At 65.2% G+C, this 15,344-nt stretch carries 13 protein-coding genes; 6 read left to right on the top strand and 7 right to left on the bottom strand.

Translation table 11 applies throughout. From position 1 onward, the window contains the following. The first annotated feature begins 547 nt into the window (after positions 1-547). Complete coding sequence (locus C487_RS01975; RefSeq protein ID WP_006183994.1) at positions 548-2,083, top strand: hypothetical protein; 1,536 nt, start codon at positions 548-550, stop codon at positions 2,081-2,083. A 253-nt stretch (positions 2,084-2,336) separates the two neighbouring features. Here the strand turns inward: C487_RS01975 and C487_RS20900 are convergent, their stop codons facing one another. Both C487_RS20900 and serS read right to left on the bottom strand, forming a co-directional pair. Next, positions 2,337-2,483, bottom strand: coding sequence for a hypothetical protein (locus C487_RS20900; protein WP_006183993.1), 147 nt, complete (start codon positions 2,481-2,483; stop codon positions 2,337-2,339). A gap of 118 nt (positions 2,484-2,601) precedes the next feature. Then, on the bottom strand, positions 2,602-3,981 hold the full coding sequence (gene serS, locus C487_RS01970) for a serine--tRNA ligase (protein ID WP_006183992.1): 1,380 nt from the start codon (positions 3,979-3,981) through the stop codon (positions 2,602-2,604). Positions 3,982-4,104: 123 nt separating this feature from the next. On the opposite strand from serS, the gene C487_RS01965 reads away from it, so the two are divergent. Then, positions 4,105-5,313, top strand: a complete 1,209-nt coding sequence (locus C487_RS01965) for a potassium channel family protein (RefSeq protein ID WP_006183991.1) — start codon at positions 4,105-4,107, stop codon at positions 5,311-5,313. A 115-nt stretch (positions 5,314-5,428) separates the two neighbouring features. Here the strand turns inward: C487_RS01965 and C487_RS01960 are convergent, their stop codons facing one another. The 4 genes from C487_RS01960 to C487_RS01945 all read right to left on the bottom strand — a co-directional run bounded on the left by C487_RS01960 (position 5,429) and on the right by C487_RS01945 (position 7,555). After that, positions 5,429-6,010: a magnesium transporter gene (locus C487_RS01960; RefSeq protein ID WP_006183990.1), complete on the bottom strand. Its 582-nt coding sequence runs from the start codon at positions 6,008-6,010 to the stop codon at positions 5,429-5,431. Then, on the bottom strand, positions 6,010-6,585 hold the full coding sequence (locus C487_RS01955; protein WP_006183989.1) for a magnesium transporter: 576 nt from the start codon (positions 6,583-6,585) through the stop codon (positions 6,010-6,012). The genes C487_RS01960 and C487_RS01955 overlap by 1 nt, the downstream gene beginning before the upstream one ends. Positions 6,586-6,722: 137 nt before the next feature. Then, positions 6,723-7,151: a fluoride efflux transporter CrcB gene (gene crcB, locus C487_RS01950; RefSeq protein ID WP_006183988.1), complete on the bottom strand. Its 429-nt coding sequence runs from the start codon at positions 7,149-7,151 to the stop codon at positions 6,723-6,725. Then, positions 7,148-7,555 (bottom strand): fluoride efflux transporter FluC, encoded by a 408-nt coding sequence (locus C487_RS01945; RefSeq protein WP_006183987.1) that lies wholly within the window; start codon positions 7,553-7,555, stop codon positions 7,148-7,150. The genes crcB and C487_RS01945 overlap by 4 nt, the downstream gene beginning before the upstream one ends. A 229-nt stretch (positions 7,556-7,784) precedes the next feature. Between C487_RS01945 and C487_RS01940 the strand changes: the two genes are divergently transcribed. After that, complete coding sequence (locus tag C487_RS01940) at positions 7,785-8,720, top strand: cation diffusion facilitator family transporter (RefSeq protein ID WP_006183986.1); 936 nt, start codon at positions 7,785-7,787, stop codon at positions 8,718-8,720. A 51-nt stretch (positions 8,721-8,771) separates the two neighbouring features. Here C487_RS01940 and C487_RS01935 read toward each other — a convergent pair whose 3' ends face one another. Next, a complete protein-coding gene (locus tag C487_RS01935; RefSeq protein ID WP_006183985.1) occupies positions 8,772-9,935 on the bottom strand; it encodes an ATP-binding protein in 1,164 nt (387 codons plus the stop codon). A 147-nt stretch (positions 9,936-10,082) separates the two neighbouring features. Between C487_RS01935 and C487_RS01930 the strand changes: the two genes are divergently transcribed. The 3 genes from C487_RS01930 to C487_RS01920 all read left to right on the top strand — a co-directional run bounded on the left by C487_RS01930 (position 10,083) and on the right by C487_RS01920 (position 15,321). Then, positions 10,083-11,006 (top strand): MBL fold metallo-hydrolase, encoded by a 924-nt coding sequence (locus C487_RS01930; protein ID WP_006183984.1) that lies wholly within the window; start codon positions 10,083-10,085, stop codon positions 11,004-11,006. A 197-nt stretch (positions 11,007-11,203) separates the two neighbouring features. Then, positions 11,204-13,228, top strand: a complete 2,025-nt coding sequence (locus C487_RS01925) for an AMP-dependent synthetase/ligase (protein ID WP_006183983.1) — start codon at positions 11,204-11,206, stop codon at positions 13,226-13,228. 188 nt (positions 13,229-13,416) lie between these two features. Beyond that, positions 13,417-15,321, top strand: coding sequence for a cation:proton antiporter domain-containing protein (locus C487_RS01920; protein WP_049907803.1), 1,905 nt, complete (start codon positions 13,417-13,419; stop codon positions 15,319-15,321). The last annotated feature ends 23 nt before the right edge of the window (positions 15,322-15,344 follow it).

Genomic DNA, 15,344 nt, shown 5'->3' with positions numbered 1-15,344 from the left:
TCGACGCCGATCGGGTGTTCGATTCTTGCCCGATCGGTCGCTCTCTTCGCTCGACCTCGAGTAGCGACGGCCGTCTCCCTCGTCGGCTATCCGGAGACCCAGCCCGGTGGCTCGCAGTCGAAGATCCTCTGTGGGGAGACAGGCTCGGGAGCTTCCTCCACACAGGAACAGAGGGACGGGAGGCAGGAGCTATAGTAACAATCACACACTGATGGCACAACTGTCGTGCGATCAGGTGGGCAGTGACTTGCAGTGGCTACTATAGAGTCGGGCAGTGCCGTCCCGGTCGTGTCACGGCCGCGGGCTTGCACGCGGCTCACTGTTCGTTATTGTTATCAAACAGCTATTATATTAAATAAACCAAAAACCAGTTGTACAGTATTTATAATTTATAATCAGAAATTTTTATACATGAAAACATGGTCTGTTCCGCCACTCACACGCAATTAAGACGCGTTGCGAAACGGTCGGTCAGCGCAGGTCACCGACGAGTGGCAATGCTGTGAGTCCGCCAGCGCCGGGCGTCGTACGGCGTCATCGATCAGATATGAATCGACGAAAGTTCATCGCTAGTACAGGCGGTATCGGCACGGCAGCTATCGGCACTACAGTAATACTGTCCGGATCGGCGGCGGCGGAGATTCGGGATCACACGTTCAGAGGAACCAGCATCAGCGGGGAAAGTGACGACGGGTCCGTAACGGACATCCGTGCGGAGGCGGTCAACGTCGGCTTCAGGTATGAAGGGCTGGACGAAGAGCCTGGGGAAGCGACGGTCGAACTTCAGGTGGTACACGGTGGGGAAGCGGAGACGATCGACGAGGCGACCACCGAGGTGAACGGCACCAGTCAGTCGAATGTTGCCCTCGGCGAGGAACTCGCGGGGAGCGTCCTCGACCACGACGGTCTCTCGGCATCGGACTTCAAAGCGGAAGAGGACAGCAGTACGACGGAGAAGAACGTCGCCCTCCGTCTCGTGGTCACCGTTAACGACGTTAGCGGCTCGAGCGAGACGGACCTGAACGTCGTCATGCGAAACACGGAAGCCGACGCCCGCGTCGGCGGCGAGGCCGACGGCGAGGTCGTCACGGAGGAGGAAGACGATCCCGATGACGACCCCGACGACGGTCCCGTCGAGGAGATCAACGCCATCGTCGAGGACATCAACGCGCAACTCGAGACCGTCGATCCGGTCAGCACGATCGAGGACACCAGCGACGAGACGATCGGTGCGCTCATCGACGAGATTTTCACGCAGGTCACGGCTGAGATCGAAGCCCAGGCCGGCGTCGAGTACGATGTCAGCACGCCCGCGGAGGCACGGGAAGCCGCCGAGGATGCCTCGCTTCCGCCGATCGCGGACGCGCTGAACAACGCGGCCGATGCCGTCGAGGAAATCGCATCCCTCGCCGACTACACCATCGACGACGGCAGCGACGGCGACAGCGGTAACGAAACGGTCGCGGAAATCAACGCCATCGTCGAGGATATCAACGCGCAACTCGAGACCGTCGATCCGGTCAGCACGATCGAGGATACCAGCGACGAGACGATCGGTGCGCTTATCGATGAGATCTTCACGCAAGTCACGGCGGAGATCGAAGCCCAGGCCGGCGTCGAGTACGATGTTAGCACGCCCGCGGAGGCACGAGAGGCGGCCGAGGACGCCTCGCTCCCGCCGATCGCGGACGCGCTGAACAACGCGGCCGATGCCGTCGAAGAAATCGCATCCCTTGCCGATTACACCATCGACGACGGCAGCGATGGCGACGGTGAAAGCGACGATAGCGACGCGGTCGCGGAGATCAACGCCATCGTCGAGGACATCAACGCGCAACTCGAGAACGTCGATCCAGTCGGCACGATCGAGAACACCGACAGCGGGACGATCGACGATCTCGCCGCGGAAATCTTCACGCAGGTCACGGCGGAGATCGAAGCCCAATCGGGAATGGAGTACGACGTGAGTACGGTCGCGGAGGCGCGGGAGGCGGCCGAGAACGCCCCGCTTCCGCCGATCGCGGACGCGCTGAACAACGCGGCCGACGCCGTCGAGGAGATCCGAAACCTGGCCGACACGTAACGCCGATGGCATCAACGCGGACGACCGGTCCGCCGAGCGGCCGCCGAACACCGACGGCGATCCCGGCGTGGTAGCACTTCCGAATCGGCTGCCGGGACGCGCCCCGGCGACTGCTCCGCCGTCGGCATCAGCCCCCATCGAGTCGGCACGTCGAGACCGCACCCACTGCGGCCGGCTGGTTCGGTGACCGGAACGGTCACCGTCTCAGTCTCTCGGTGCTGTTTGCTGCTCGAGCGATCGTTGCCACCGGCCGTCACGCCGTCAGCACTCTCCTGTAGAACGGAAGCATGACGGCGAAGACGAACAGCGCGACCCACCACGGGAACAGGACCAGCGCGCCGACGAGGAACAGCACTCCGATGATCGATGCGATCACTTTCTGCCGGAGATCGATGTACATACCTGTCGACTCTGCTTCCGAACTATAGTTGTTTCGTTGACAGAGTCCCGATCCACTCGAGCACCGGACTCGATGCCCCCGGCCGGCGGACGCCCTGACACGACGGTACCGGGTGTCGCTACTCGCGGTCGCCCGCACCGAGCGCCGACTCCCCGACCTTTTCGTGGCCCTCGATGACCGCTTTGCCGCCCATGTACGGCCGCAGCGGTTCGGGGATCGTCACCGTACCATCCTCGTTCTGGTAGTACTCGAGGATGGCGACCATGACTCGGGGAATCGCGAGCCCGGAGGCGTTGAGCGTGTGGAGGTAGTCGGCCGATTCGTGGCGCTCGGGCCGGTAGCGAAGGCCGGCGCGTCGGGCCTGGAAGGCCTCGAAGTTCGAGGCCGAGGAGACCTCGAGCCAGCGGCCGCCCTCGTCGGGACCGTCGTCCATGTCGTCGCCGGGGGCCCAGACCTCGATGTCGTAGGTCTTGGCGCTGGCGAAGGTCAGATCGCCGGTGCAGAGTTCGAGGATGCGGTAGGGAAGCCCGAGGCGTTTGAGGACGTCCTCGGCCTCCGCGAGGAGGTTCTCGAGTCGGTCGTAGCTCTCCGACGGTTCGACGAAGTTGACGAGTTCGACCTTGTTGAACTGGTGGACGCGGACGATGCCGCGGGTTTCGGTACCGTGCTCGCCGGCCTCGCGGCGGAAGTTCGGCGTGTAGGCCTGGTGTTTGAGCGGGAGGTCGTCCTGGAGGAGGATTTCGTTGCGGTACATGTTGGTAACCGGGACCTCCGCCGTGGGACAGAGCCAGAGGTCGTCGTCCTCGTACGCCTCCTCGTTGCTGCCGCCCACTCGGTAGGCGTCGTCGGCGAACTTCGGGAGCTGTCCCGTCCCGCGCATCGACTCACTCGTGACCGGAACGGGCGGGAAGAGGTCGACGTACCCCTGCTCGCGGTGGATGTCCATCATGAACTGGATCAGGGCGTGCTCGAGCTGTGCGCCCGCGCCCTTGAGGAAGTAAAAGCCCGCCCCGGTCGTCTTGGCGGCGCGTTCCTCGTCGATGATGTCCAACTCCTCGCCGAGTTCGTAGTGGGGCGTGATTTCCTCGGGCAACTCGTGTGCGTCGTCGAATCCCCAGCGCCGGTCCTCGACGTTGTGGCGTTCGTCGACCCCGAGCGGGACGCTCTCGTGGGGGAGCTGCGGGATCTCGAGCATCCGCTCCCGGAGCTCCGACTGGAGTTCGGCGGCTTCTTCCTCGACGTCCTCGATCTCGGCTTTGAGTTCCCGCGAGCGTTTGATGGCCTCCTCCCGCTCCTCGTCTTTGCCTTCGGCGACGAGTTTGCCGATCCGCTTGGTGATCTGGTTGCGATCGTGGCGCAGGTCGTCGCCGCGGGCTTTGAGCTCCCGCCAGCGGTCGTCGAGGTCGAGGAGTTCGTCGAGATCGACGTCGGCCCCGCGGTCGTCGAGGGCGTCGCGTACCTCGTCGGGATTCTCGCGCAGATGGGTCCGGTCGAGCATTGGTATTGATCGTCCGTTCTTTGTGCCCGGGCAAAACCGTGTCGGAAGGCCGCGTCGTTCGATCGCCCGATCCAGACTCCCAAGCGGGAAACGCTTTTTCCGCGGGCCACCTTCTCCCGAAGTATGGACCCGCTCGAGGGCGAGACATCGTCGGCCCCGATCGAGTACGAGCCCGTCAGCGTCAAGGACGTGCTGGTGGAGATGAAAGATACCGCCGAGCTGTTGATCGACCTCTCGTACTCGGCCGTGCTCCACCAAAGCGAGCAGCTCGCGACGGAAGTCCTGCGCCTGGAAGAGCGGATGGACGTCCTCGAGATGCGGGCGCGGATGAGCCTCCTGATGGCCGCCCGGAAGCCGGCGGACGCGGAACAGCTCGCTCCCGTCCTCGGGATCGTCGGGGCCGCGGACGGGATCAGCGACGCCGCCGGCGATATCGCGAAGATCGTCCTCGAAGATATGGGTCTCCCCGAGGCGATGCGCGCGGCGCTGCCCGACGCTGCGGAGGCGCTCCTTCGCGGGGTCGTCGCGGTGGACTCGGCCTACGCCGGCCGGACGCTCCAGGACATCGACCTCGAGTCGGTGACGGGCGTGCGCGTGATCGCGCTCCGGCGGGGCAGCGACTGGCTGCTCAATCCGGGACCGACGACCCGCATCGAGGCCGACGACGTCGCGCTCCTCCGGGGCCCCGAGTCGGCGATCGGTGACGTCTGCGCGGAACTGACCGGCGAGGCCTACGAGGCCCCGACCGCTGAAACGCCGGATATCGACGACCTGGAGCGCGCCGTGGATACGATCATCCACATGAAGGATTTCTCCGAGTTGGCGGTCGATCTGGCCTACAGCAGCGTGCTGTTCGACAGCGAGGAACTGGCCGAGGAGGTCCGGAATCTCGAGGTTGAGGTCGACGCGATGCAATCGCGCTTCGAGGCGTGGACGCTCCGGGCCGCCGCGGACGCAACGGACCCGGTCGTTCTCCGCGGGTTGATCCAGTTGGGGAACTGCACGGAGCGGATCAGCGACGCCGCGATCGAGATCAGCGAAGGCGTTCTCAGGGAGATCGATGTCCATCCGGTAGTGCAGATGGCCGTCCAGGAGAGCGACGAGATCATCACCCGCGTCGAGGTCGATGAGGGGAGCGATCTCGACGGGACCGCGGTGACCGCCGGCGTTCCCGATGCCGATTCGACGATGTCCGTGATCGCCATTCGGCGGCCCGACGAGGGCTGGTTGTTGGTCGCGGACGCCGACGCGGAACTGCGCGGCGGCGACGTACTCATCTCCAAGGGGACCCGGACGGCCGCGGCGGCGTTTCGCGACCTCGCGTCCGCGTAGCTCCGACCCGGTCCGTCGTCACGACCGTCTGTTCCGTCCGTTCTTTCCGTACCTTCGGTCACAACGTGGAGCAATGACGGGAGGGCGTCCGACTCCCCCGTTTCGGACCGATCCGTTAGTTCAGGACGACGATCGCGACCCCCGAGAGGACGATCACGCCGAGGATGTCACAGACGTTCGTGACTACCGGGATCGTCGTATCGTCCGGGTCCAGACCCTGCGTGTAGGAGATATAGGTCGCGCCGATGCTGAGTACGATCGCGATCACGGCCAGAAGCAGACCGCTGACGGTCGAGATGAGCATGAGATCGGCCAGCGCCATCGGTTCGGCGATGACCCGTCCGACGATCCAGGCCGCGACGCCCAGCGCCGAGAAGATCGTCGCCGCCAGTCCCATGATCGCCAGTACGTTCGTCCACAGGACCTCGTCGCGCGGATCGAACTCGAGCAGGCCAAGGTGGAGCCGCGTCGAGAGTCGCGAGGAGAGGATCGCACCGAGGTTGCCGCCCATCCCGATCATGACGGGGACGAGCACCAGCAGCGTCGGATTGGAGAGATAGGTTTTCTCGAGTGCCTCGAGCACGTAGCCCGATCCCATCTCGAGCAGCGAGAGGACGAGCAGGATGGGAAACATCGTAGTAACGATGCTGCGGATCGCCCAGGTATCGAGCGGCTCCTCCGGGCCCGCGGCCGCCATTAGAAGATCCCCCCCACGACGGTGATCGCGACGAAGAGGAAGACGACGCCGAAGATGTCGCCGAGCGTGGTGACGATCGGGCCAATCAGGTTGTCCGGATCGAGCCCATATTTGTAGCTCGCGAACACCAGCCCCAGCAGTCCGAAGATCAGGGTCACGGACGTGAGGACGCCGGAGACGAGCATGATGCCGACGAGTTCGACGAGCCTGGCCGATTCACGACCGAGGAGATGCAGAATGCCCCACGAGAGGACCGCGATGACGACCGAGATCCCGATGCCGTTGATAAACGAGGCGGCGACGGCGTTGACCAGCCGCCGGTCCCACGAGAACTCGGGGTCGATCATCCCCTGGTGAAGTCCACTCGAGATGCGCGCCCCCATCGCGCCGTAGACGTTCCCTCGCGTCGCGAGGAAGGCGGGAAGCAACAGTAAGAGCCCGGGGAACCGCTCGAACCCCTCGGTCATTCCTTCCGATCCGAGGACCGATCCGGCGAAGATCCCGCCGGCGAGGCTGACCACGAGGATCGGCAGTGACTCGCGGTAGATCCGCCACGCGTCTTGGCGAGCCTCCATACTGTCGTCTCACGGAAGCCGGACATAAACCTACCGCGGGTCGAAGGCGACCCGACCGCGCGAGGTCGTGGTGGTTGGCCCCGTTCGTGACGGGTCGCTAACCTACCGTGGCCCGCGTTCGGCGGGGAGTGCGACGCTCAGAGGGCGGTGACGGCGACGAGTAGCCACGCCAGTCCGATCGCCGCGAGCGAGCAGACGAGAGTCACCGCGGCGTTGGCGACCGCGAGGGTCCGATCGCCGCGCTCGTACAGCCGGACCGTTTCGACCGAAAACGAGGAAAACGTCGTGAACGAGCCACAGATACCGGTCCCGACGAGTCGGAGCGTCGACCCGCCCACGCCGGCGAAGACCACGAGACCGAGGACGAAACTGCCGACGACGTTGACCACGAACGTCGCCAGCGGGACCCGCTCGCTCGAGAGCCGTTCGGTCACCCGTTGCGTGGTCACGTATCGAAGGCTGGCTCCGATCGCCCCGCCGGTGCCGACGACGTGGGCCGGCTCGAGATCGATGGTGGCGGCCGTTCGACCGAGCATGTCGATCCCCTCGAGAAGGAGCACGCTCATGCGGTCTCACCACCGGTCGGCCGCGGTACGCCGAACCGACGCGCGAGCAACCGGCCGACGAGGACGCCGGCGAGGCCGAGCCCGTAGTTCGCGGCGACGATGCCGCCCAGCGCGAGCGGGCGCGCCGCGAGCGCGGTCTGGAGCGCGAACGTGCTGTAGGTCGTCAGCGAGGAGAGCACCCCCGTCGTGAAGACGAGTCGAGTCCGTGCGGTCAGGCGGTTCGCGTAGTCGGCTTCGTAGACCAGGAAGGCGAGGACCGCGCTTCCGACGGCGTTGACCAGAACGATCGACGGCACGTCGGGCAGCAGCCCCATCGCGAAAAACCGGAGGTTCGAGCCGGCGAACCCGCCGACAGCGATCAGTGCGACCGTCTCGAGGCGAACGAGTGGATGTGTGTCTGCCATGACTGGGACTCACGCAGGGACCGTCAGCCGGACGACGCTCGGCGAGTCCGTGCTCGCTCCGGACGCGGTCGATGTCGCTCCGGCGGTTGGGTCGGGCGGGCCCCATCGCCCGGTCGTTTCGTCCCTCTCGTGGTCCCCCAATGAGGGTTGTGATCGGTGCCCGATCGACGGCGCGCGCCTCGAGCGGGGAAGGAAAAGAGCCAAGGTTAGACTGCCTCTAAACCGAGCCATGTCCGAAGCGGACGCGGCGGACGGCGGGCGACGCGGGTTCGCGTGGGCGTCGTGGGCGAACGTCCTCGGGAACATCGCCAAGATCGTCGCCGAGGGCGGTGCGGGGTTCGCGTTCGGCAGCGTTGCCCTGCTGGCCGACGCGGCTCACTCGCTGGCCGATCTCGTTGCCAGCGTCGTCGTCCTCGTCTGGGGACGGAGCGCGTTCGACGAACCCGACGACACGCATCCCCACGGTCACGACCGGATCGAGCCCCTGACGGCGCTGTTCGTCGGGGCCGTCATCGCACTGTTAGGATTGAACCTGCTCTACCGGTCCGGTCAGGGACTGCTGTACGGAACCGACATCGAGTTCAGTGCGTTGCTCCTCGTGGCGCTCGGCTTCTCGATCGTCGACATGTATCTGGTCTATCGCTACACTGTGGCGATCAACGAGCACCTGCAGTCGACCGCGCTCGCGGCGCTCGCGAAGGACTGTTTGAACGATATCTACACCTCGGTCGCCGCCATCGTGGGCGTTCTCGGCGTCCTCGTCGGCTATCCGATACTCGATCCCGTCGCCGGCGGCCTCGTCAGTCTGCTGGTCGTCTATCAGGGCATCGAGATCGGCAGGGAAAACGTCGATTACCTCATCGGTGCCGCGCCCGGTCCCGAGAAGCGACGGGAGATCACGGCCGCCCTCCGGCGGCATCCGGCCGTCGCGGGCGTCCACGACCTGACCGTCTTCTACGACGGCACGGTGCTCGAGGTCGAAGTCCACGTCGAGGTCGATGGCGACATGCCGTTTCGGGAGGCCCACGATATCGAGTCGGAACTGGTCGCACGACTGCGGGGTCTCGAAGACGTCGGCGACGCCCACGTCCACCTCGATCCCTCGGGCATCGGCGAGTGGAAGGAATCGGCCGACGAGTTCGAGGGCCGTGACAGTCCCAACTGAACCGACTCGTGCGGATTGCACAGCCGTCGTGTGCTCGAGTGAATATGACGGTCAGCGGCGACGGTAGTCGGACGTCTCGGCATCGTCGGCGGCCGAAGCGCGGGGTAACGCCACGACGAAGACGCTCCCGTCGGGGCCGGTGTCGGCGAGGTCGACAGAGCCGCCGTACCTGTTCGCGAGGATACGCGAGAGGTACAAGCCGAGTCCGTGGTTGGTCGACTTGCGTTCGAACAGCCTCTCCCGCTCTTTTTCGGGAATCCCGGGGCCGTCGTCGGCGACGGTGACGATGACGGTCTCGGGTTGCTCATCGACGGTCACGCGGACGTGTGGCGTCGCGGCGTCGGCGTGTTCGATCGCGTTCTCGAGGAGGTTCGAGAAGACCCATTTGAGCCCCTCATTGCCCTGAACGTGAGCCGACGCGGGGCACTCGATATCGATGACGGCCTCGTCGAAGCGCGCACGACATTCGGCCACCTGTGCCCTCAGTAACGTGGTGAGGTCGACGGTCGAGTGCGTCTCCGGGTCTCGGTTCGCCTCCAGCATCGCCCGGATATCGTCGATGACATCGACGAGGTCGTCGCTCTCGCCTTCGATCATCTCGAGGCGCGTACGAACCCGCTCGTCGTTACACTCCGCCTGCAGCAGCGACGCGTGGCCGCTGATTATCTGTGCGGAGTTCAACACCTCGTGTCGGAGGAGGTCGTTCAGATACAGGAGCAGTTCGCGCTCGTCCGCGAGTTGGTCGGCACGGACGGTGGCGACCGTCGCCTCGACCTCGCGCTGGATCGCTCGCGCTTCGACGTACCCGACGGCGAAGCCGCCGACCGCACCCGCATTGACAGAGAAGTGCGCCCAGGAGATGTTGCCTGCCAGACTGTACCAGGGAAAGAAGACCATCGTCAGGAGGTTGATCGCCAGGAAGCCGACCGACCCGCCGACACACCACTGGAGAATTCGAGCGTACCGGCCCGTCTCGATGTCGCTTCGGTCGAGTCGATAGCCGCCCCAGATCAGCCCGAGGGCCGGCCCGCCGGTGAACGCGGCACTGAGCAGGAGGCCCGGAACGTCGATCATGCCGGCAAACGCGACCGTCCAGCCGACGAGGGAGAGTACCGAGAGTCCGCCGAACCAGCCGATGAGCCGTGGCACGTACTTCTGGGTGAGCCACGAGCGGGGGGTCTCGGTACGGGACCGGGCGGGCGTATCGTGGCTCATGTCGCCTCGAGACTCAGTCGTGGTTCGGCGTCGATTCGACGCATCTATGGTGTTCAAGAGTCCGGGGTGTGAAGTCTGTAACGGCCTACTACCCGGGTGGGTCGCCGCGACGCGAGCTTTTATCCCGTTCGCTGACGCGCTTTCGCTATGGAAGTCGGAGACATCCGTAACGTGGCTACCGGCGACTGCTCGGACCTCTACTACCTCGACACGGGAATGTACGATACGAACGGGTACGGTGCCGTCTACATCCTCGACGACGAGCGGCCCGCCGTCGTCGACACCGGTATCGGGACGAACTACGACCTGCTCCGCGAGGGACTCGCCGAGGTCGGTATCGGGACGGCCGATCTCGAGGTCATCGCCCTGACGCACGTGCATCTGGATCACGCTGGCGGGGCCGGGTTTCTCGCCGCGGATTATCCGAACGCCGATGTCTACGTCCCCGCGTTAGGTGCCGACCACATGGCCGATCCCTCGCGATTGGTCGCGGGGACGAAAAACGCCGTCGGCGAACAGTGGACGCATTACGTGGAACCGGAGCCGATCCCGGAATCGCGAATCGTCGACATCGACGACGGCGACGTGATCGACCTCGGCACCCACGAACTGCGTGTCCACGGGGCACCCGGTCACGCGCCCCACCAGGTCGTCTTCGAGGACCCCGCGAACGACGCGGTTTTCACCGCCGACGCCGCCGGCATCTGGGTGCCCGAGATCGAGGCGATCAGGGAAACCTCGCCGCCGTCGAACTTCGACCTCGAGCAGTGTCTCGCCGACATCGAGATGCTGGCCGAACTCGACCCGGACGTGTTCTGTTATCCCCACTTCGGCCCCCGCTACGTCGGCGACGACGCCGATGTCGCTCTCGAGGAGTACGCGACGGTTCTCGAGGAATGGGTCGACGCGGTCGCGGCGAAACGCCGCGAACTCGGGGACGACGACGCGGTGATCGAGTACTTCGCGAACGCGTCCGACCTGACCGACGTCTGGGGCGACGAGAAAGCCAGCGAGGAGGCGAAACTGAACACGCGGGGTGTGCTTGGGTATCTCGATCATCGAGATGGGTGACCGAGACACATGCTGCGGGGACGAGCCGCGAGCCGGCCGACGCAATCGCGGCCGACGATTACCGTTAGGTACCCCGTCAGATGGAGTGTTCGGCCCGCAGCGGGCGTCTCGACCGTCCTCGGCCGAGTGATAAACACACTCACTGATTATGTCCGTTTCATCACGTTTTATCGCACGGGAGCAACTCCCATAGGGATATGAACTGGCGGGATGCCGAACGCGAGTACGAAGACGAGGTGATCGGCGAGACGACCCTCGCACGACTGTTCGAGGAGTCGGCCGCACGCAATTCGAATCGACCGGCACAGCAGTACAAGGGAGGTGTCTACGAGCGATCGCTGACCGACTCGGTGATTCCCGCCGCAACGTCCGGTGAGTTCCGGACGCTCTCCTACGCCGAGGTGCGCGATATCGTTCGGCGGCTTTCGGCCGGCTTCCGCGATCTGGGGGTCGAAACGGGCGACCGGATCGGCCTCTTCGCCAACACCAGGATGGAGTGGGCCCAGACCGACTTCGCCCTCCTCGGAGCCGGCGCGGTCGTCACGACCGTCTACACGAGTTCCTCACCGGAGCAGGTCGAGTACCTGCTCGATGACCCCGATGCCGACGGCGTCGTCGTCGAGAACGAGGCCCTGCTCGAGACCGTCCTCTCGGTCGAGGACGCCCTCGATCTCGAGTTCATCGTCTCGATGGACGCCATCGAGGGATACGACGACCGCGACGACATCCTCACGCTGGGCGAGGTCTATGCCCGCGGCGATGCAACCTTCGACCTCGAGGCCTACGAGGCCCGGATCGAGGAGACGGAACTGGACGATCTGGCGAGCCTGATCTACACGAGCGGGACGACCGGGCAGCCAAAGGGCGTCCAGTTGACCCACGGGAACTTCCGGTCGAACGTCAACGCGTCCCGGAAACGCTTCGGCCCGCGGCCGGACAAGGGCGACGACGTGCCGGTGCTAAACGAGGAGTCGGTAGCGCTGTCATACCTTCCCCTGGCCCACGTCTTCGAACGGACCGCCGGGCACTTCGTGCTGTTCGCAAGCGGTGCCTGTGTCGCTTACGCGGAGAGTCCGGACACGCTCCAGGAGGACTTCGGCCTCGTCGAGCCGACGACGGCCACGAGCGTTCCCCGGGTCTACGAGAAGATATACGACGGCATCCGCGAGGAAGCGAGCCAGTCCCCGGCCAAACAACGGATCTTCGAGTGGGCGACGGATGTCGGCGTCGCGTACCAGCAAGCCGAGTCGCCGGGGCCGATCCTCTCGGCCAAACAGGCGCTCGCGGATACGCTCGTCTTCTCGACGGTTCGGGAGGCCCTGGGCGGCAACATCGAAATACTGATCAGCGGCGGCGGGAGCCTCTCGCCGGAACTCTGCCGGCTCTATCACGCGATGGGGCTCCCCATCTTCGAGGGGTACGGGCTGACCGAGACCGCGCCGATCGTCGCGACGAATCCCCCGGAGGCCGCGAAGATCGGAACGATCGGGCCGCCGCTGTTCAACGTCGAGGTGACGGTCGACGAGACCGTCGCCGATCAGGAGGCGTTCGCCGACGATCCCGGCAAGGTCGGCGAACTCCTCGTCAGGGGGCCAAACGTCACCCAGGGCTACTGGAACAAACCCGGCGCGACAGAGGGTGCGTTTATCGACGCCGCCCCCGGGGAGACCGCGGCCCGTTCGAGCGGGTCGGGAGCCGCGGACGCGAGCGGAGCATCGGCGGCCTCGTCGGGGCAGTGGTTCCGCACCGGCGATATCATCCACATCAGGCCCGACGGCTACCTCGAGTTTCGGGACCGCGTCAAGCAGATCATCGTCCTCTCGACGGGGAAAAACGTCGCGCCCGGACCGATCGAGGACGCCTTCGCCGCGAGCGAAATCGTCGAGCAGGCGATGGTCGTCGGCGATGGCGAGAAGTTCATCGGAGCCCTGCTCGTCCCCAACACGGACCACGTCCGCGAGTGGGCCGAATCGGCGGGGATCGATCTCCCCGACGACCCCCAGGCGATGTGTGACGACGACCGCGTCCGCGACCACATCCAGCAGGAGGTCGACCGGGTCAACGAGAACTTCGAGAAACACGAGACGATCAAGCAGTTCGAACTCGTCCCGCTGGAGTTCACCGAGGAAAACGACATGCTCACGCCGACGATGAAGAAGAAGCGGCGGGTCATCCTCGAGCGGTTCGAGGACCGTGTCGATCGAATCTTCGAGAACGATTGAGCGGCGATCGATAACGGTCGCTGTTGCCCGCTTACGCGCTTGAGGGGCTCGAGACGGGAAGTGCGCCCCTCGACTATCGCGGCGGCCGTTTCTCACAGGAGTTAACCGGTTGGACTGAGTCCGTCGGGACGAATGGACGGATCAGCAGCGTCGGTATGTCGACCGATCATGGGACCGCAGCGACGACTATGACCGGGGCAGAAGGCGGTGCCGATTTGCTTCTGTTGGTCGCCTCGATCGTTGGCCTGGGCGTCTTCTCACAGCTCCTCTCGGCCCGGTTCCGCGTGCCGAGCGTCCTCTTTCTCATCGTCTCCGGGGTCGCGATCGGACCGGAAGGGCTCGGCGTGTTGACAATCGACTCCTTCGGAGAGAGCGGCCTCTCGACGATCGTGGGCCTCTCCGTCGCCATCATCGTCTTCGAGGGCGCGTTCCACCTCAAGATCGACAAGATCAAAGAGGCACCGTCGGCCGTGTTACGGCTGACCACGATCGGCGCGGCGATCGCGTTTTTCGGGACCGCCGCCGCGGTCCACTTCTTCCTCGGAGCCCACTGGGACATCGCGCTGTTGATCGGCGCGCTCCTGATCGCGACGGGGCCGACGGTCATCACACCGATCCTGAAGGTCGTCCCCGTCCGCGACCGGGTCGCTGCGACCCTCGAGACGGAGGGTATCGTCAACGACGTGACGGCGGCGATCCTCGCGGTCGTGCTGTTCAAGGCGATGGCCGTCGGCGAGGAGACGCTGACCACCGAACTCTATCTCCAGTTGTTCGCGGAACGGCTCGGGACGGGGCTCCTCGTCGGGGTCGTCGTCGCTGCGGTCGTCTGGTCGGTGCTCCAGTACGTCGATCTCTCGCCGGATAACGCGCCGCAAAACGCTCGGTTGCTCACGCTCGCGGGGGCGATCGTCGCCTTCGGGACGGCCGATTACGTCTTTTCGGAGGCGGGCGTGGCGGCCGCAGCCACGGCCGGATTGATCCTCGGGAACGCCGGGCTCCCCTACGAGGAGGATATCGAGGCGTTCAAAGGCGATATTACGTTGATCGTCCTGTCTTTCGTCTTCATCACGCTCGCGGCACTGCTCGAGTTCGATCAACTGTTCATGCTCGGACTCGGTGGCGTGGCCGTCGTCGTGACCGTGATGTTCGTCTTGCGACCGCTTTTGGTCTTTCTGACGACCCGGGGAGACCGGTTTACGTTCCGAGAGACGCTGTTCATGAGCTTCGTCGGCCCGCGGGGCATCATCCCCGCGTCGGTCGCGACCCTGTTCGCGATCCGGCTGCAGACCGGGGTCGCGGAGGGTGGCGCCCCGCCGACGAATCCGGCCGGCGCGGATCTGCTCGTCGGAACGGTGTTCCTCGTCATCCTCGTCTCGGTCGTCCTCGAGGGCGGCCTGGCCCGGCAGATCGCGGAGAAACTCGACGTGATACCCATGCGTGTACTCATCATCGGCGGCGGCCGCGTCGGTCGCTCGCTGGCAGAACGGCTCGAAGCGCGCGGTGAAAACGTAGTACTGATCGAGGAGGACCTGACGGTCCTCAAGGAGTTGCGCAACGACGGCTTTACCGCCCGTCAGGGCGACGGCACCGACGTCGAGGTGTTGCGTGAGTCGGGCGCGGAGAACGCCAAGACCGTCGTCGCGGCCACCGGTGACGACGACGCGAACTTGCTCGTGGCACAGCTCGCGAAGTCGAACTTCGACGTCGAGAACGTGATCGCCCGGGCGAACCAGCCCTCGAACGCGTCGGCGTTCGAGGACCTCGGCGTCCAGACCATCTCGGCGGCCGAGTCGACCGCGTGGGCGATCGACAACCAGATCGAACGACCCGCGCTCTCGAACTGGATGTCCGAACTCGGTCGCTCCGGCGACGTTCAGGAGATCGAGATCACCGAGGAAGCCCTCGTCGGGAAGCAGATCGTCGATCTCGGCAGCGAACTCCCGAACGGCGTCCTCATCGCGCTCGTGAGTCGCAACGGGACGAGCGAAGTACCAACCCCCGATGTCGAACTCGAGCGCGGCGATCACATCACGCTCATCGGCCGCTCCGAGGCGGTTCGCGAGGCCATCGAGCAGTGTGGCAGGCCGGTCTAGGCGGTCGTCGGGGGCTCGCAGCG

It is taken from the genome of Natrinema pallidum DSM 3751 (genome assembly GCF_000337615.1).
Taxonomy (GTDB): domain Archaea; phylum Halobacteriota; class Halobacteria; order Halobacteriales; family Natrialbaceae; genus Natrinema; species Natrinema pallidum.
The sequence above is the reverse complement of the archived record's forward strand: the minus strand, read 5'-3'. Positions and strand labels throughout refer to the sequence as shown.